This is a genomic window from Enterobacter sp. 61D5 (assembly GCF_034107965.1).
GTDB lineage: Bacteria > Pseudomonadota > Gammaproteobacteria > Enterobacterales > Enterobacteriaceae > Enterobacter > Enterobacter cloacae_M.
Map to the genome: position 1 here is coordinate 22,780 of NZ_JAWNFK010000012.1, position 17,617 is coordinate 40,396.

Genomic DNA, 17,617 nt, shown 5'->3' on the forward strand with positions numbered 1-17,617 from the left:
GCGTTCCTCAGGTTTCCTTATTATTTTGAGTAGTCGCGCGCACCGAAAATTGCCGTGCCGATGCGCATCATAGTGCTGCCTGCCGCGATGGCGGCTTCCATATCATCCGACATGCCCAGTGAAAGCGTGTCTACCGTGTTATAGCGCGCTTTAAGCGCCTCAAATGCTACAGCCATTTGCTGTGCCACGGCAAACTGCCTTTCATAACTTGACTCAGGCGCAGGAATTGCCATCAGCCCGCGCAGGGTCAAGCGCGGCAGTTCGGCCACCTCTGCGGCCAGTGCGTCCAGCTCGCTCAGCGCAATGCCGGACTTGCTGTTTTCGTCGCTGATGTTGACCTGAATAAGCACATTAAGCGCCGGCATTTCTGCCGGACGCTGGTCATTCAGGCGGGTAGCAATACGCAGGCGATCGATGGTGTGGCACCAGTCGAAGTGCTCTGCCACCAGACGGCTTTTGTTCGACTGCAGAGGGCCAATAAAGTGCCACTGCAGATCCGTATTCCCCTGTTCCTGAAAGTAGCGAATTTTATCCACGCCTTCCTGCACGTAGTTTTCACCAAACGCCCGCTGGCCTGCATCAATAGCTTCTGCGATGGCGCTCGCAGGCTTGGTTTTGCTGACTGCAAGCAGCGTAATTTCTTCTGAAGCACGGCCGCAGCGCGCTGCGGCGGCTGAGATTTTGTCCCGGACCTGTGCCAGGTTATGCGCAATGTCGTTCATTTTCCGAGGAGTAGTCTATGGATGTGGAAGAAATTGTGGCCCTTAGTGTAAAGCATAACGTCTCCGATCTACACCTGTGCAGTGATTCGCCACCGCGCTGGCGCAGATTAGGCCGGCTTGAACCCGCTTCCTTTCCGCCTCCCGATGTCGGAGCGTTATTAAAAGCATGGCTCAACGATGAGCAGCAGGGGATATGGTGGGCAAAGGGGCAGGTGGATTTTGCCGCGACGGTGACGGGAGGCCAGCGGCTGCGCGGCAGTGCCTTTAAGCAGATGAGAGGTGTCTCTTTGACGCTGCGGCTGTTGCCGCGTAGCTGCCCACTGCTCTCTTCGCTGGGCGCGCCGCGGGCGATCCCGGAACTGTTGTCCAATGACGCCGGGCTGATTCTGGTCACGGGGGCGACCGGCAGCGGCAAATCCACTACGCTGGCGGCGATGGTCGATTTTCTCAACCACCATGCTGACGGCCATATCCTCACGCTTGAAGATCCGGTGGAGTTTATCTACCAGAGCGAACGTTGTCTGATCCAGCAGCGGGAGATAGGTCAGCACAGCCCGTCATTTGCCGAAGCGCTGCGCAGTGCCTTACGCCAGGATCCGGACGTTATTTTGCTGGGGGAGCTGCGCGACAGTGAAACGATCCGCCTGGCGCTGACGGCGGCGGAAACCGGACACCTGGTACTGGCGACGCTGCATACGCGCGGGGCATCGCAGGCGATTGAACGGCTGGTCGATACGTTCCCGGCGCAGGAGAAAGATCCGGTGCGTAACCAGCTGGCCGGCAGCCTGCGGGCGGTGCTGGCGCAGAGGCTGCTTCCCGATCTGCAGGGCGGGCGCGTCGCGTTGTATGAACTGCTGGTGAACACAGCGGCGGCGGCGAATCTGATTCGTGAAGGGAAAACGTGGCAACTGCCCGGCATCATCCAGACCGGTCAGCAGGCGGGAATGCAGAACTTTGAGCAGAGCCTGGCGGAGAGACGGGCGCAGGGGCGGCTGTAGACCCCTGTGTTTAAAAACCCTGTTCGAAATAGCTTTCGAGGATGATTACTGCTGAAGCGGAGTCCACGCTGCCTTTGTTGAGCGCACGGAAGCCGCCGTGCTCAAACAGGCCGGCACGCGCTTCGACGGTGCTGAGACGCTCGTCGTGTAGCTTCACGGAGACGCCAAAGCGGCCATGGATTTTATTGGCGAACTTACGCGCCCGGGCGGTAAGCGGCTGTTCTGTGCCGTCCATGTTCAGCGGGAGCCCAACAATCACGTCATCCGGCTGCCACTCTTTAAGCAGACGTTCGATAAGATTCCAGTCTGGCGTGCCGTCATTAGCCTTCAGGGCCGTAAGCGGACGCGCGGTACCGGTGATGCGCTGACCCACGGCGACGCCAATGCTTTTGGTACCAAAATCGAAGGCCAGAAGCGTTCCGCTCATCAGGCGTGCCCCGCTACGCCAGGCATGGTCAGGATATCAATGCCAATCAGTTTCGCCGCGTCACGCCAGCGATCGGCGATAGGGGTTTTAAACAGGATATTCATGTCCGCAGGCGCCGTAAGCCAGGCGTTATCGAGGATCTCTTGCTCAAGCTGGCCTTTCTCCCACGACGAATAGCCCAGCGCCACCAGCACTTCAGAAGGCTGCTCTGCGGTGCCCAGCGTTTCAAGCACGTCGCGCGAGGTCGTGATAACGGTGTTATCCGAAATTCGAATACTGGAAGAAAATACCGGCGGCGTATGCAGGATAAAGCCGCGATCTTCTGCAAGAGGTCCACCCAGCATCACCGGTTTATCAAGCCGGATTTCCGGCAGTCGCGCTTCAGCCGGTATTTTCAGCTTGTCCAGAATTCCTTCAACCTGAAGATTTTCCAGTGGTTTATTGATGATAATACCCATCGCGCCGTCTTCATTGTATTCACAAATATAAACCACGGCGCGGCGAAAAATCGGGTCCTGGAGAGCAGGCATGGCAATAAGAAAGTGATGCTGTAAATTCATTGTCAGAGGTACTGTTTCCTGGTTTAAAAAGCGACAGCGCCCAGTATGGGGACAAACACAGGCGCTGTCACTAATAGTATTGTTAGGTTATTTCTGTAAACGTTTTTCGATAGCGTCCATCAGCATTCCGGTGATCGAAATCGGGAATTCCGCTTCAATTTCACGAATGCAGGTCGGGCTGGTGACGTTCACTTCGGTCAGACGATCGCCGATGATATCCAGGCCAACGAAGATCAGGCCTTTGGCTTTCAGCGTCGGGCCAACGCGGCGGGCAATTTCCCAGTCGCTTTCGGTCAGCGGGCGCGGCTCACCGCGGCCACCGGCCGCCAGGTTCCCACGAGTTTCGCCACCCTGCGGGATACGCGCCAGGCAGTAAGGAACCGGTTCGCCATCTACCACCAGAACGCGCTTATCGCCGTCTTTAATCGCCGGAATATAGTTCTGCGCCATGCAGTAGCGCGTGCCCAGTTCGGTCAGCGTTTCGGCAATCACGCCAATATTCGGGTCGCTCTCCTTAACGCGGAAAATCGACGCGCCGCCCATGCCGTCCAGCGGCTTCATGATGATATCGCCGTGCTTCTGCCAGAATTCCTTCAGCTGCGCTTTGCTGCGGGTCACCAGTGTTTCCGGCGTCAGGTCAGAGAACCAGGCGGTGTAGAGCTTCTCGTTGCAGTCGCGCAGGCTCTGTGGCTTGTTGACGATCAGCGTGCCTTTCTCTTCTGCACGCTCAAGGATGTAGGTGCTGTAGATGTATTCGGTGTCGAACGGCGGATCTTTACGCATCAGGATGACGTTGAGATCGGCCAGGGCAATATCCTGCTCGGTGCCGAACTCGTACCATTTGTCGTAGTTCTGCTCGACGTTAACGATGCGGGTGCGGGCGCGAGCTTCACCGTTGATCAGGTAAAGATCGTTCATCTCCATATAGTGGAGTTCATAGCCGCGACGCTGGGCTTCCAGCAGCATGGCGAAGCTGGAATCTTTCTTGATGTTAATGTTTGCGATGGGGTCCATCACGATGCCGAGCTTGATCATGTTCTTCTCCGTTAATGCTTCAACCCAGATCGCCAAACCGTACCTGTAGCGCGGTAATGGCCGTGAGTGCCGTTGTCTCAGTGCGCAGAACGCGAGGTCCCAACAGAATATCAGTAAACTGGTAACGTGCCGTCATCGCAATTTCATCCGCCGACAGGCCGCCTTCGGGGCCAATCAGCAGGCGTACGCGCTCAACGGGCAGAGGCAGCGTATTGATGCTGGCGCTGGCGCGCGGATGAAGATTGAGCTTCAGCCCGTTCTCCTCTTCTGCACACCAGTCCTCCAGATCCATTGCCGGGCGGATCTCCGGAATACGGTTGCGTCCACTCTGTTCGCAAGCCGCAATGGCAATTTTCTGCCACTGCTGGATCTTTTTGTTCAGACGTTCCGCATCCAGTTTAACGCCGCAGCGTTCAGAAAAAAGTGGCGTAATGAGGCTTACACCCAGTTCAATGGATTTCTGAATGGTGAATTCCATTTTCTCGCCGCGCGACATCACCTGGCCCAGATGGATGTGCAGCGGTGATTCCCGGTCATCCACTTCGCCACGCAGGACGTTAACGAGTACGCTTTTTTTATCAGACCGCGTGATTTCCGCGTCGAAAACCTGGTTCGAGCCGTCGAACAGATGTATTGCCTGGCCTGCACCCATGCGCAGCACGCGGCCAACGTGGTTGGCGGCGTCATCAGACAAGGCGATTTCGCGGCCTGCGGTAATCAGTTCAGGATGGTAAATGCGGGGAATGCGCATAGTCAGAAATTCCATGTGTCATGCGATATAAGCGAATTGCCGTAGTGTAGGTTAGCTCTTTTGCGCCTGGCAAGCCCGCTGGACGTAAGGGTTGTGATTCCCCTGGACTCTGGCGATACGTTCGTCGCGCTGGCATTCCCACTCCGTCACCGGGTACTGCTTGTCCCAGGCGTTGAACAGCTGCGTCTGCTGGCGGGAGAGGTTGAGGTCGTAACGGTCACGCATATAGAAGTAGGTGCGGGCAATACTGCCGCGCGCGCGGGCAGGGGGCTCGGCGACTTTCTCTTTAAAATCAACCTTCATACCGCACTGGCCGTACTGGCCTTCGCCACCGTTCCACTGGCTGTACATGAAATTACCCCGGTCTCCGTTCACTTCACCTACGGCAGGCTGCAGGTTATGCATATCGCTTTCCATCTGGCGATAAACCGGATCTTTGGCGCAGTTTTTACGTCCGCCATCCTGCCAGCACTGGCGCTGGTGGCCAAACTGCCAGGCCGGAACGACATGTTCCCATTCAATGCGGCTGGCGCGGTTTTCGTTTTTACGCACCTTATAGCCGCAGGACTCAAGGTCAACGACCCCTTTTTTACCCTGCCAGTTAATTTTACAGCCGCAGTAGAAATCCCCCGGCACATCGGCGTTTACCTTCACGCCTGCTGCCTTGGCCTGGGAAAAACTGTTGATACCGTCGGCCAGAGCATGGCCTGAGAGCGCCGTCGTCAGAAAGGCGACCGCGAGAGAAAAATTACGGGACATCTTACACTCCGTGTCAAAACGAGCCCGCAACGTAACGAATGTTGTTCCCGTATGCAATCAGTCAGATCAGGAAAGTTCCTGAAAGTTCAGATGATTATTCCGCAACCAGCGGCTCGCCGCATTTGACGCAGCGGTAGGTCGCCTCGCCGCGCACCACGCGATTATGGCGGCGGACGGTGAGCTGGTGCTGCTGGCACTGGCAGCGGTAGGGGAAGGTATTGCGGCGCACCGATTCCAGCTCGAACTGATGGGTACGGCGTGCCGGAACGCCGAGCACCGCTTCCATCATCCACTTCCACTCCTTGCCGTGGGGCGCGACGCGTCCGAAGTGTTTCCACACCAGCAGATGCGCCAGCTCGTGCGGTACCACTTCCTCGATAAACGCCTGCTGGTTTTCAATCATCAGCACCGGGTTAAGGCGGATCTCATACGGCTCGAGCCAGGCGGTACCCGCCGCGGTTCCGCGCTGCTGATAAACGATCTTAGGTTCAGGGTAATTGCGACCGAGCTTCAGGTTCGCCTGGGCGAGTTTTTCCCGCAGGCTGCGCATAACGGCTTGCTGAAGGGCGATGGGGAGACGGGGTGCTTTCATAGGGGCAGAGCATAAAGCGCGAAGCGGGGAGGCGCAAGAGGCGCCTCCCGCATGAGGATTAGTCGTGGGCGCCGATTTCGCGCAGCGGACGACCTTTCATCAGGTTACGTTCAATATGTTCCAGAGAAACGTGTTTGGTTTCAGGAACCAACCAGATTGTCAGCACAATAAAGAAGATATTCAGACCGGCGTAGACCCAGAAGGTGTTCGCGTTGCCCAGGGTATTGAGCATGGTCAGGAACGTTGCGCCGACGATCATGTTGGCAATCCAGTTGGTTGCGGTAGAGCAGGTGATACCAAAATCACGCCCTTTCAGCGGCTGGATCTCAGAGCACAGTACCCAAATCAGCGGGCCGGCGCTCATCGCAAACCCGACGATGAACATCAGCAGCATGCCGACGGCAAAGTACTGGGCGGTTGGTGAGTGAATGCCCACATGCATCATGGTACCGAGGACACCCATACCGGCCGCCATCACCAGGAAGCCCAGCGTCAGCGTTGGCTTACGTCCCCAGCGGTCCACCAGACCGATGGCGATAAAGGTCGCCAGCACGTTGGTCAGACCCACGATGACGGTCCCCCACATTTGTTCGGTGGTGTTGGTATAGCCCGCCAGCTCAAAGATTTTTGGCGCGTAATACATGATGACGTTCATCCCGGTGAACTGCTGCATCACCTGAAGCAATACGCCAAGGAACACCGCGCGGCGGAAGTTGCTGTTCTCTTTAAACAGCGCCCAGCCGGACTGTTTGACCTTCAGGCTTTCGCGGATCTCTTCCAGCTCGTTTTTCGCTTCGGCGCTGGTATCGCGCAGGCGCATCAGTACGCGTTCGGCATCGTGGAATCGACGCTTGGCGGCGAACCAGCGCGGGCTGTCCGGCAGGAAGAAGACGCCAATCAGCAGCAGAATGGCCGGAATGATGATCACGCCAAGCATCCAGCGCCATGCGCCGCTGTAGCTAAACGCGGTATCGGAAAGGTACGCGCCCAAAATACCGATGGTGATCATGAGCTGGTACATCGAAATCATACTGCCGCGGATTTTCTCCGGCGCGATTTCAGACAGGTAAAGCGGGGCGGTATAGGACGCCACGCCCACGGCCAGACCGAGCAGCACGCGGGAAACCAGCAGGACCTCAACGTTAGGCGCAGCGGCAGAGAAGAGTGAACCGGCAACGAACAGGATCGCGCCGATCATCAGGCTCTTTTTACGCCCGAGCTTGAAGGAGAGCCAGCCGCTACCGACGGCCCCGACGGCCGCGCCAAACATCATGGAGCTGACCACCCACTCCTGGGTGTGAGCGCTGATCTGGAACTCGTCAGTAATGAAAGGTAATGCACCGGCAATCACACCGATATCCAGGCCAAAAAGTAATCCTGCCAGGGCGGCGAGGAAACAGACGAAGAATGTCATCGCCTTGTTGGACGTACGCCCCTGTTTTTTATTGTCAGGCATTATGCCCTCCAGTTGGGTTATCAGTTTTATTGATGTAAAGGGTAGGTGAGTGACCCGTAAAAATATGTGAGATTAATCACATAGGTGTAATCGGTTACACTAAGGTGTAACCGTAAAAATAATTAAAGCTTTGAAAATATAGAGGTAAACGAGGTGATATGCATCGCGAAAGAACACATTTCAGACTTAACTGAAAGGAGATGTAACAGCAGAAGAAAGGCGATCAAGCAAAGAGATTATTCTGAAAGCGGGATATATTCGGTATGGTGTAAGCGGTTTCAAACATTGCCGCCAGCCGACACAAAAAAGGCCAGCACAAAGGCTGGCCTGTTTTGCGCTGTCAGTCGCGATTACTTCAGACCGGCAGCTTCACGCAGCAGGGCGGCTTTGTCGGTTTTTTCCCATGGGAAATGTTCACGACCAAAGTGACCGTATGCAGCGGTTTCTTTGTAGATTGGGTGCAACAGATCCAGCATCTGAATCAGGCCGTATGGACGCAGATCGAAGAACTCGCGCACCAGCAGAGTCAGCTGTTCTGAAGGCACTTTCTCGGTACCAAAGGTTTCAACCATGATGGAGGTTGGCTCAGCTACGCCGATTGCGTAGGAAACCTGGATCTCACAGCGGTCAGCCAGGCCGGCAGCTACGATGTTTTTCGCCACATAACGTGCAGCGTACGCCGCAGAACGGTCAACTTTAGACGGATCTTTACCGGAGAACGCACCGCCACCGTGACGCGCCATGCCGCCGTAGGTATCAACGATGATTTTACGACCGGTCAGGCCGCAGTCACCCATTGGGCCGCCGATAACGAAGCGTCCGGTTGGGTTGATGAAGAATTTGGTCGCAGAGCTCAGCCATTCGGTCGGCAGAACCGGCTTGATGATCTCTTCCATCACTGCTTCCTGCAGGGATTTCTGATCGATATCTTCGGCGTGCTGGGTAGACAGAACCACCGCGTCAATACCGACGATTTTACCGTCGTCGTACTGGAAGGTGACCTGGCTTTTCGCATCCGGGCGCAGCCACGGCAGGGTGCCGTTTTTACGCACTTCAGCCTGACGCTGCACCAGACGGTGTGCGTAGGTGACCGGTGCTGGCATCAGCACGTCGGTTTCGTTGGTTGCATAGCCGAACATCAGACCCTGGTCGCCCGCGCCCTGTTCCAGCGGATCGGCACGGTCAACGCCCTGGTTGATGTCTGGAGACTGTTTGCCAATCGCGCTCAGAACCGCGCAGGAGTTGGCATCAAAGCCCATATCAGAATGCACATAGCCGATCTCACGCACCGTATTACGGGTGATCTCTTCGATATCAACCCATGCGCTGGTGGTGATCTCACCGCCAACCAGAACCATGCCGGTTTTGACATAGGTTTCGCACGCTACGCGCGCTTTTGGATCCTGCGCCAGGATCGCATCCAGCACCGCATCGGAGATTTGGTCAGCAATTTTATCAGGATGTCCTTCTGATACGGACTCGGACGTAAACAGGTGTTTTGCCATGTTTTATTTCACCTAAGAGGAATTTGGTTAGCTCAAGCTGCTGTGTGGAATAGCCAAAGGAGATAATTCTACCAAGGCCTGCAGGTTTTTGACACTGGCAGTATGAGTGTTAATCAGTATAGATGGATTAACATCTGGATGGCTATTTTAGGTCACTTCTTCGCCCGATTTCCAGTTTTTTTTGACTAACCTCTCACTCAGTTGAAATTGCGGCTGGCAATAATTCCTGACGGCCCCGGCAACACGCACATTTATCTTTTGCTTTTTACCCCTGTTCTCGGTATAAAACGCGGCGCGCGGCTCATATAAAATAAGCGCTCGATGAACTCATCGTGTCGCCACTTCCAGCCGGGTTAAGCAGTGAACTTTTAGCTTTGGCTTGTGGTCCGTTTCAGCAGAGGCGGCCGTGGAGGTGATACGAGATAATGAACCATCGTTTTCCGCACATTCAGCGCAGCCGTTCTGGCGCGTATTTGATTCCCGCAACCCGCATTTCTAGTCTGCAAACCTGCCGATGTTATACCCATCTCGGCGCTTCTCAGGATTCCAGGGCCGGTCACGCTTTGTGAAAACTGAACAAGGGCGCTCTTGTTAATACAAGAGTTTTCTCGTGGTTTCGCCGAACCTTGTCATACAGAGTTCGGATACGTGTTTTACAATGATATGAATAAGAAACCGGTCGCACGGTCTGGTTTTCAGCATACTCTGCTGGGAAACGGAGCCGTTTATGGGTTGTTATCGCCGTATAACGCTGCGATAGTAGTCAACTGTTTTACACTTATTACAAAGAGTTGAGGTTCGCTATGTCTGACGACATGTCTTCTTTTTCGCCTTCGTCAGCGGGCGAACAGGGTGTACTACGTTCTATGCAGGAGGTTGCGATGAGCTCCGAGGAAGCCAGCAAGATGCTGCGCACTTACAATATTGCCTGGTGGGGCAATAACTACTACGACGTCAACGAACTGGGCCACATCAGCGTCTGCCCGGATCCGGACGTCCCTGAAGCGCGCGTGGATCTCGCGAAACTGGTGAAAGCCCGTGAAGCTCAGGGCCAGCGTTTACCTGCACTGTTCTGCTTCCCGCAGATCCTGCAACATCGCCTGCGTTCTATTAACGCCGCGTTCAAGCGCGCGCGTGAGTCCTACGGCTATAAAGGCGACTATTTCCTGGTTTACCCGATCAAGGTGAACCAGCACCGCCGCGTGATTGAATCCCTGATCCACTCCGGCGAACCGCTGGGCCTGGAAGCAGGCTCCAAAGCGGAGCTGATGGCGGTTCTGGCGCATGCGGGCATGACCCGTTCGGTGATCGTCTGTAACGGCTATAAAGACCGTGAATACATTCGCCTGGCGCTGATTGGTGAGAAGATGGGCCACAAGGTCTATCTGGTTATCGAAAAGATGACCGAAATCGCCATCGTGCTGGAGGAGGCAGAACGTCTGAACGTGGTGCCGCGCCTTGGCGTACGTGCGCGTCTGGCGTCACAAGGTTCCGGTAAATGGCAGTCCTCCGGCGGCGAGAAATCCAAGTTCGGCCTGGCGGCGAACCAGGTGCTGCAGCTGGTGGAAATCCTGCGCGAACGCGGTCGTCTGGACAGCATTCAGCTGCTGCACTTCCACCTCGGTTCGCAGATGGCCAATATTCGCGACATCGCCACCGGCGTGCGTGAATCCGCGCGTTTCTACGTTGAGCTGCACAAGCTCGGCGTGAATATTCAGTGCTTCGACGTGGGCGGCGGCCTCGGCGTGGACTACGAAGGGACCCGCTCGCAGTCTGACTGCTCGGTGAACTACGGCCTGAACGAATACGCGAACAACATCATCTGGGCGATCGGCGATGCCTGTGAAGAGAACGGCCTGCCGCACCCGACTGTGATCACCGAATCCGGTCGCGCGGTCACCGCGCACCATACGGTGCTGGTCTCTAACATCATCGGCGTTGAGCGTAGCGAAATCTCCGAGGCAACGCCTCCGGCAGACGATGCCCCGCGTTCCCTGCAAAGCATGTGGGAAACCTGGCAGGAGATGCACGAGCCGGGCACGCGTCGTTCCCTGCGCGAATGGCTGCACGACAGCCAGATGGACCTGCACGATATTCACGTGGGTTATTCTTCAGGCACCTTCAGCCTGCAGGAGCGCGCGTGGGCGGAGCAGCTTTACCTGAACATGTGCCATGAAGTGCAGAAACAGCTCGACCCGAGCAACCGCGCGCACCGTCCGATTATCGACGAGCTGCAGGAGCGTATGGCGGATAAGATTTACGTCAACTTCTCGCTGTTCCAGTCGATGCCGGATGCCTGGGGTATCGACCAGCTGTTCCCGGTTCTGCCGCTGGAAGGGCTGAACCACGCACCGGAACGCCGTGCGGTGCTGCTGGACATCACCTGTGACTCCGACGGTGCCATTGACCACTACGTCGACGGCGACGGTATCGCAACGACGATGCCAATGCCGGAATACGACCCGGAGAACCCGCCGATGCTGGGCTTCTTTATGGTCGGCGCGTATCAGGAGATCCTCGGCAACATGCACAACCTGTTCGGTGATACCGAAGCGGTGGACGTGTTCGTGTTCCCTGACGGCAACGTGGAAATCGAGCTGTCCGATGAAGGGGACACCGTGGCGGACATGCTGGAATACGTTCAGCTGGATCCGAAAAAACTGCTCACTCAGTTCCGCGACCAGGTCAAAAATACCGGGCTGGACGATGCGCTCCAGCAGCAGTTCCTGGAAGAGTTTGAAGCGGGTCTGTACGGGTATACCTACCTGGAAGACGAGTAGGAAAACCTCCCTCTCCCTGTGGGAGAGGGGCGGGGTGAGGGCATCAGACCGCTAAGTCACTGATGCCCGGTGGCGCTGCGCTTACCTAGCCTACGAACGTAGGTCGGATAAGGCGAAGCCGTCATCCGGCAGAATGCTATACTCACTTGAACCCGTATGCATTACCGGCGATAATTCACCCTAATAAGCGATTTACGAATCAATCCCTTCCTCGTCGGGTTTAACGACGCGGAGGGGATTTTTTTTCATCTGTTTTTAATGTATCGACTTTAAAAGAGGTCAGGACATGAGCACTTTAGGTCATCAGTACGATAACTCTCTGGTATCTAACGCGTTTGGTTTTTTACGCCTTCCGATGAACTTCCTGCCGTACGACAGCGACGCTGACTGGGTGATCACCGGTGTGCCGTTCGATATGGCAACATCTGGCCGCGCGGGTGGCCGTCACGGCCCGGCAGCGATCCGTCAGGTTTCCACTAACCTGGCCTGGGAGCATAACCGCTTCCCGTGGAACTTCGACATGCGCGAGCGCCTGAACGTGGTGGACTGCGGTGACCTGGTGTACGCCTTCGGCGACGCGCGTGAGATGAGCGAGAAGCTGCAGGCGCACGCCGAGAAGCTGCTGGCTGCCGGTAAGCGCATGCTCTCCTTCGGCGGCGACCACTTCGTGACCCTGCCGCTGCTGCGCGCCCATGCGAAGCACTTCGGTAAAATGGCGCTGGTGCACTTCGATGCACATACCGACACCTACGCGAACGGCTGTGAGTTTGACCACGGCACCATGTTCTTCACCGCGCCGAACGAAGGTCTGATCGACCCGAACCACTCCGTGCAGATCGGCATTCGCACCGAGTTCGACAAAGACAACGGTTTCACCGTGCTGGATGCGGGCCAGGTTAACGATCGCGGCGTGGACGACATCATCGCTCAGGTGAAGCAGATCGTGGGTGATATGCCCGTGTATCTGACCTTCGACATCGACTGCCTGGATCCGGCATTTGCACCGGGCACCGGTACGCCGGTCATCGGCGGTTTGACCTCAGATCGCGCCATCAAGCTGGTGCGCGGCCTGAAGGATCTTAACATTGTCGGGATGGACGTGGTGGAAGTGGCGCCTGCGTATGACCAGTCCGAGATCACCGCGCTGGCCGCAGCGACTCTGGCGCTGGAAATGCTCTACATTCAGGCAGCCAAAAAAGGCGAATAAGCCTCGCCTGGCGTGAAAAAAAACCTCTCTCTTGAGAGGTTTTTTATTGCCTTTAGAACACGTTAAACGGGTATTCCACGTAAGCGCGGATCTCGTCCCCGCCCACGTTGTACTCGCTGGCGTTGCTCGATACGCGCAGGACGGAGTAGCGCAGTTTCAGCTTCAGATCCTTCGCAGGACCATCCTGCACCTGGTACTGGATCTGGTTAAACCACTCGTGCTCTTTGCCGTTGCTGGTTTCAGAGGTTTTGATGTTATCGCCGCGCACGTAGGCGGTGGTCCAGCTCAGGCCCGGTAAGCCAAGGCCGGCAAAGTCCAGACCGTAGGATGCCTGCCAGGAACGTTCATCTTCGCCATTAAAATCAGACCAGTAGGAGTTCGCCAGCCAGATGGTGTTACCGCCGTCACCCACGCCACCCTTGTCGCGATAGCCGCCGTAGTTGTAGCCGGTGCTGCCGCTGCTCTGCTGGTAAGCCACTTTGAACGTGTGAATGTCCCAGATGTAGCTCGCCGCCAGGCTCCAGATGGTGTTGCTGCGGCCCGTGTCGAGGCTATCCGCGTAACCCTGATCCAGACGGGAGTTATAGCCGTTGAAGTCGAGTACCAGCTGCTGACCGGTGCTGAACGGCTGTTTGAAGTTCATGCCCAGGTACTGCTTGTTCATTACCTCTTCATTATGAGAGGCGTACAGCGCGCCGCTGAACTGGTCGTTAAACTGATAGCTCGCACCGCCGAAGGAGAGGCTCTTCAGCCCGCTGTCGTGGCGGTCATCGCTTTTACGCTGTTCGTCGGTGAAGTAACCAGCGTTGACTTCCAGACCGTCGATCTCTTTCGAGGTCAGCATGGTGCCGGTGTAGCTTTCAAACAGCAGGCGAGAGCTGTCGGCATTGATGACAGGCAGCTCAGGACGCTGATTCCCGTAGCTCAGCACGGTGTTTGATATGCGCATTTTGGCGGTGGCGCCAAACTTTGCCAGATCGGATTTTGCCCGGCCATCCTCTTCCTGTTTAAAGAAGTCGATGCCACCTGCGCCGCTTTTGCCACGGCCGCCGTCCAGGCGCACGCCGTATTGAGCAATACCGTCTACACCAAAGCCCACCAGCCCTTCGGTATAGCCGGATGCAAAGGTGGCGATGATCCCCTGACCCCACTCGGCTTTGTCCTGCTGGCCCTGATGGTAGTCGCGGCTGATATACGCATTGCGTAAAAACAGATCCAGATGGCTGTCGTCAATAAAACCCTGGCTGTCGGATTGCTGGCTTGCAGCGGCAGGTAATGCGGCAAATAAGCTTAAAGCAATTAATGATAATTCTTTTTTCACGGAGGGAACGTCTCTGTCTGGATATATTAATTTGAATAACTGCGGGGTTGATAATTACCGGAAAAAGTGACCTTTGCAATAATTATGTGACCAGACATTTCAATGCGATAGGGCAGATTTGGCGGGGCTTTCAGGGGTGTTATCGATACGTGCTGTTAAGTTAACAATTCATGCGAAATAAAAAGGAGGCAAAACTGCCTCCTTCTGAAATTATTTAATTCCGTCTGCGGCCATACGGTCGCGAATATGCTGTGCGCGCTCTTCTGAGGCAGGGTGATCGTCAAACATGGAGCTTTGGCGTCCCGCTTCCAGCTTGGCCAGCTTTTCGAAGCTGGTGGCTAAACCTGATGGATTAATGCCGCGTTTGCGCAACAGATCGTAGGAGTAGTCATCCGCCTCGGACTCCTGACGCTGTGAGAACTGAGAGTTAACCAGCTTTTCTCCCACGTCGCCAAGCTGTGACTGCGACAGGCTGCCAACGATACCGCCCGCAGAGGCCGCCGCTGCGCGGATGGCATTGGTGCCCAGGGCAACCTGCATCCCTTTCTTCACGTGGCCCAGGGCAACGTGGCCCATTTCGTGGCCGATCACCGCTTCCACTTCGTTGTCGGTCATCATGTCCATCAGCCCGCTATAGACGCGGATACAGCCGTTCGCCATCGCGAAGGCGTTCACGTCTTTCGCCATGTACACCTTGTAGTTCACCGGTTGGCCGTTGATGTTGTCGCCCAGCGCGGACGCAATCTTATTCAGACGCTGCGTGTAGGTACTGTTAGCCGGCGCAAGCGTGGCTTTTCCGTCCATATCTTTACAGGCCTGGTCGCTCAGCGCTTTCACCTGCGCATCGCTCAGGGAATAGGCCTGAAAGGCCTCTGCGCCTGACGTCATCAGACCGTTAGAATCCATATTCTGACAGCCGCTCAGCAGGAGCGTTGTACCCAGGGCCAGCACTATTGCACGCATTTTCATGAGGTTGCTTCCGTACTCGTTAAACTGAATAAAATCCGAAAAGGGCACCGTCAGCGAAGCCGGTGTCGGGCTAAGTATAAGGAATATCTGCAGGGCCGGGCGAGCAGATTGCGCAACATGCGAGCATGATCCAGAGATTTCTTAACAAGCAAAAGAATGCTCCATGTACATGACTTGCGGCTTGGGTTACATTGTTGGCACTTTTTTCCGGCGTAGCCCAAAACGCGCTGTCGTCAAGGGCATGGCCTTTAACAGTCCGATCTGGAGTTAAAATGTCCTCACGTAAAGAGCTTGCTAATGCTATTCGTGCGCTGAGCATGGACGCAGTACAGAAAGCCAAATCCGGCCACCCAGGGGCTCCTATGGGTATGGCTGATATCGCCGAAGTCCTGTGGCGTGATTTCCTGAACCACAACCCGCAGAACCCGTCATGGGCTGACCGCGACCGCTTCGTGCTGTCCAACGGCCACGGCTCAATGCTGATCTATAGCCTGCTGCACCTCACCGGCTACGATCTGCCTATCGAAGAGCTGAAAAACTTCCGTCAGCTGCACTCTAAAACTCCAGGTCACCCGGAAGTGGGTTACACCGCTGGCGTAGAAACCACCACCGGCCCGCTGGGTCAGGGTATTGCTAACGCTGTGGGTATGGCGATTGCCGAGAAGACGCTGGCGGCGCAGTTCAACCGTCCTGGTCACGACATCGTAGACCACTTCACCTACGCGTTCATGGGCGACGGCTGCATGATGGAAGGCATTTCTCACGAAGTGTGCTCCCTGGCAGGTACCCTGAAGCTGGGCAAACTGGTTGCGTTCTATGACGACAACGGTATCTCCATCGACGGTCACGTTGAAGGCTGGTTCACCGACGACACCGCAGCACGTTTCGAAGCCTACGGCTGGCACGTAGTGCGTGGCGTTGATGGTCACGATGCTGACTCGATTAAACGTGCAGTGGAAGAAGCGCGCGCGGTGACGGACAAACCGTCCCTGCTGATGTGCAAAACCATCATCGGCTTCGGCTCCCCGAACAAAGCGGGTACTCACGACTCCCACGGTGCGCCATTGGGTGATGCGGAAATCGCACTGACCCGCGAAGCGCTGGGCTGGAAACACCCTGCATTCGAAATCCCATCTGAGATCTACGCTCAGTGGGATGCAAAAGAAGTAGGCCAGGCGAAAGAAGCGGCCTGGAACGAGAAATTCGCTGCCTATGCGAAAGCGTTCCCGCAGGAAGCGGCTGAATTCACCCGTCGTATGAAAGGTGAAATGCCGTCTGACTTCGACGCGAAAGCGAACGAATTCATCGCTAAGCTGCAGGCGAACCCGTCTAAAATCGCGAGCCGTAAAGCGTCTCAGAATGCGATTGAAGCGTTCGGCCCATGGCTTCCAGAATTCCTGGGCGGCTCCGCTGACCTGGCGCCATCTAACCTGACCCTGTGGTCTGGTTCCAAGCCAATCAACGAAGATACTGCCGGTAACTACATCCATTACGGTGTACGTGAATTCGGTATGACCGCGATTGCCAACGGTATCTCCCTGCACGGCGGTTTCCTGCCGTACACCTCTACCTTCCTGATGTTCGTTGAATACGCACGTAACGCCGTGCGTATGGCCGCGCTGATGAAACAGCGTCAGGTGATGGTCTACACCCACGACTCCATCGGTCTGGGCGAAGATGGTCCAACTCACCAGCCGGTAGAGCAGGTGGCTTCCCTGCGCGTGACCCCGAACATGAGCACATGGCGTCCATGTGACCAGGTTGAATCCGCGGTGGCGTGGAAATACGGCGTTGAGCGTCAGGACGGTCCAACCGCGCTGATCCTCTCCCGACAGAACCTGGCACAGCAGGAACGTACTCCAGACCAGCTGGCGAACATCGCTCGCGGTGGTTACGTGCTGAAAGATTGTGCGGGCCAGCCGGAGCTGATCTTCATCGCCACCGGTTCTGAAGTTGAACTGGCGGTTGCAGCGTGGGAAAAACTGACTGCCGAAGGCGTGAAAGCGCGCGTGGTCTCCATGCCGTCTACCGACGCGTTCGACAAGCAGGATGCCGCTTACCGTGAATCCGTGCTGCCTAAAGCGGTTTCCGCTCGCGTGGCAGTGGAAGCGGGTATCGCTGACTACTGGTTCAAATACGTGGGCCTGAACGGCGCTATCGTCGGTATGACCACCTTCGGTGAATCTGCTCCTGCAGAACAGCTGTTCGAAGAGTTCGGCTTCACCGTTGAGAACGTAGTCGCGAAAGCGAAAGAACTGCTGTAATCGTTTGTACGGTGCGGGCTGATGCCCTCACCCGAGCCCTCTCCCACGGGGAGAGGGTGCATACACTAAAAAACGGTAACCTCTCGGTTACCGTTTTGCTTTTACCTTGCCGCCATTATTCCACTTAAAATGTGACGCAAGTCATATAGCTCGCTTATTCATCTGGACAGACATTCCTTTTATTCCCCGATTCGCTTATTCTTGCTGAAGCGTTTCAGTCGATTAAATGTTCGACAATTGACCAATCAATCGCAGTTTGTGACAGCAAGGA

At 55.9% G+C, this 17,617-nt stretch carries 16 protein-coding genes; 5 read left to right on the top strand and 11 right to left on the bottom strand.

Annotated features, from left to right (window positions below; all coding sequences use genetic code 11):
* Nucleotides 1-20: 20 nt before the first annotated feature.
* Complete coding sequence (locus UTM25_RS13260; RefSeq protein WP_194401881.1) at nt 21-722, bottom strand: YggS family pyridoxal phosphate-dependent enzyme; 702 nt, start codon at nt 720-722, stop codon at nt 21-23.
* Nucleotides 723-739: 17 nt separating this feature from the next.
* Here UTM25_RS13260 and UTM25_RS13265 point away from each other — a divergent pair, with 17 nt between their 5' ends.
* Nucleotides 740-1,720 carry a type IV pilus twitching motility protein PilT gene (locus UTM25_RS13265; RefSeq protein ID WP_194401880.1) on the top strand — a complete coding sequence of 327 codons (981 nt, stop codon included), beginning with the start codon at nt 740-742 and terminating at the stop codon, nt 1,718-1,720.
* A 10-nt stretch (nt 1,721-1,730) separates the two neighbouring features.
* Here the strand turns inward: UTM25_RS13265 and ruvX are convergent, their stop codons facing one another.
* The 8 genes from ruvX to metK all read right to left on the bottom strand — a co-directional run bounded on the left by ruvX (nt 1,731) and on the right by metK (nt 8,805).
* Entirely contained in the window at nt 1,731-2,147 is a 417-nt protein-coding gene (gene ruvX, locus UTM25_RS13270; RefSeq protein WP_021242076.1) for a Holliday junction resolvase RuvX, read from the bottom strand.
* A complete protein-coding gene (locus tag UTM25_RS13275; RefSeq protein WP_008499752.1) occupies nt 2,147-2,707 on the bottom strand; it encodes a YqgE/AlgH family protein in 561 nt (186 codons plus the stop codon). The genes ruvX and UTM25_RS13275 overlap by 1 nt, the downstream gene beginning before the upstream one ends.
* A gap of 87 nt (nt 2,708-2,794) precedes the next feature.
* On the bottom strand, nt 2,795-3,742 hold the full coding sequence (gene gshB, locus UTM25_RS13280; RefSeq protein ID WP_029739222.1) for a glutathione synthase: 948 nt from the start codon (nt 3,740-3,742) through the stop codon (nt 2,795-2,797).
* A 19-nt stretch (nt 3,743-3,761) separates the two neighbouring features.
* A complete protein-coding gene (gene rsmE / locus UTM25_RS13285) occupies nt 3,762-4,493 on the bottom strand; it encodes a 16S rRNA (uracil(1498)-N(3))-methyltransferase (protein WP_194401879.1) in 732 nt (243 codons plus the stop codon).
* 51 nt (nt 4,494-4,544) lie between these two features.
* Nucleotides 4,545-5,252, bottom strand: coding sequence for a deoxyribonuclease I (gene endA, locus UTM25_RS13290; protein ID WP_023333343.1), 708 nt, complete (start codon nt 5,250-5,252; stop codon nt 4,545-4,547).
* Nucleotides 5,253-5,346: 94 nt separating this feature from the next.
* Nucleotides 5,347-5,844: a SprT family zinc-dependent metalloprotease gene (locus tag UTM25_RS13295; RefSeq protein ID WP_194401878.1), complete on the bottom strand. Its 498-nt coding sequence runs from the start codon at nt 5,842-5,844 to the stop codon at nt 5,347-5,349.
* 58 nt (nt 5,845-5,902) lie between these two features.
* Nucleotides 5,903-7,300: a galactose/proton symporter gene (gene galP, locus UTM25_RS13300; protein ID WP_023309123.1), complete on the bottom strand. Its 1,398-nt coding sequence runs from the start codon at nt 7,298-7,300 to the stop codon at nt 5,903-5,905.
* A 350-nt stretch (nt 7,301-7,650) separates the two neighbouring features.
* Nucleotides 7,651-8,805, bottom strand: a complete 1,155-nt coding sequence (gene metK / locus UTM25_RS13305; RefSeq protein ID WP_008499745.1) for a methionine adenosyltransferase — start codon at nt 8,803-8,805, stop codon at nt 7,651-7,653.
* 663 nt (nt 8,806-9,468) lie between these two features.
* On the opposite strand from metK, the gene yqgB reads away from it, so the two are divergent.
* From yqgB to speB, 3 genes are all read left to right on the top strand, one after another.
* On the top strand, nt 9,469-9,600 hold the full coding sequence (yqgB, locus tag UTM25_RS13315) for an acid stress response protein YqgB (protein WP_127341063.1): 132 nt from the start codon (nt 9,469-9,471) through the stop codon (nt 9,598-9,600).
* A gap of 8 nt (nt 9,601-9,608) precedes the next feature.
* Complete coding sequence (gene speA, locus UTM25_RS13320; protein ID WP_023309121.1) at nt 9,609-11,585, top strand: biosynthetic arginine decarboxylase; 1,977 nt, start codon at nt 9,609-9,611, stop codon at nt 11,583-11,585.
* 286 nt (nt 11,586-11,871) lie between these two features.
* A complete protein-coding gene (gene speB, locus UTM25_RS13325) occupies nt 11,872-12,792 on the top strand; it encodes an agmatinase (protein WP_194401877.1) in 921 nt (306 codons plus the stop codon).
* 52 nt (nt 12,793-12,844) lie between these two features.
* On the opposite strand, the gene UTM25_RS13330 is transcribed toward speB, so the two are convergent.
* Both UTM25_RS13330 and UTM25_RS13335 read right to left on the bottom strand, forming a co-directional pair.
* Nucleotides 12,845-14,113 (bottom strand): OprD family outer membrane porin, encoded by a 1,269-nt coding sequence (locus tag UTM25_RS13330; RefSeq protein ID WP_194401876.1) that lies wholly within the window; start codon nt 14,111-14,113, stop codon nt 12,845-12,847.
* A gap of 210 nt (nt 14,114-14,323) precedes the next feature.
* Nucleotides 14,324-15,082, bottom strand: coding sequence for a M48 family metallopeptidase (locus UTM25_RS13335; protein WP_021242066.1), 759 nt, complete (start codon nt 15,080-15,082; stop codon nt 14,324-14,326).
* A 272-nt stretch (nt 15,083-15,354) separates the two neighbouring features.
* On the opposite strand from UTM25_RS13335, the gene tkt reads away from it, so the two are divergent.
* Nucleotides 15,355-17,346, top strand: a complete 1,992-nt coding sequence (gene tkt, locus UTM25_RS13340; protein ID WP_194401875.1) for a transketolase — start codon at nt 15,355-15,357, stop codon at nt 17,344-17,346.
* The last annotated feature ends 271 nt before the right edge of the window (nt 17,347-17,617 follow it).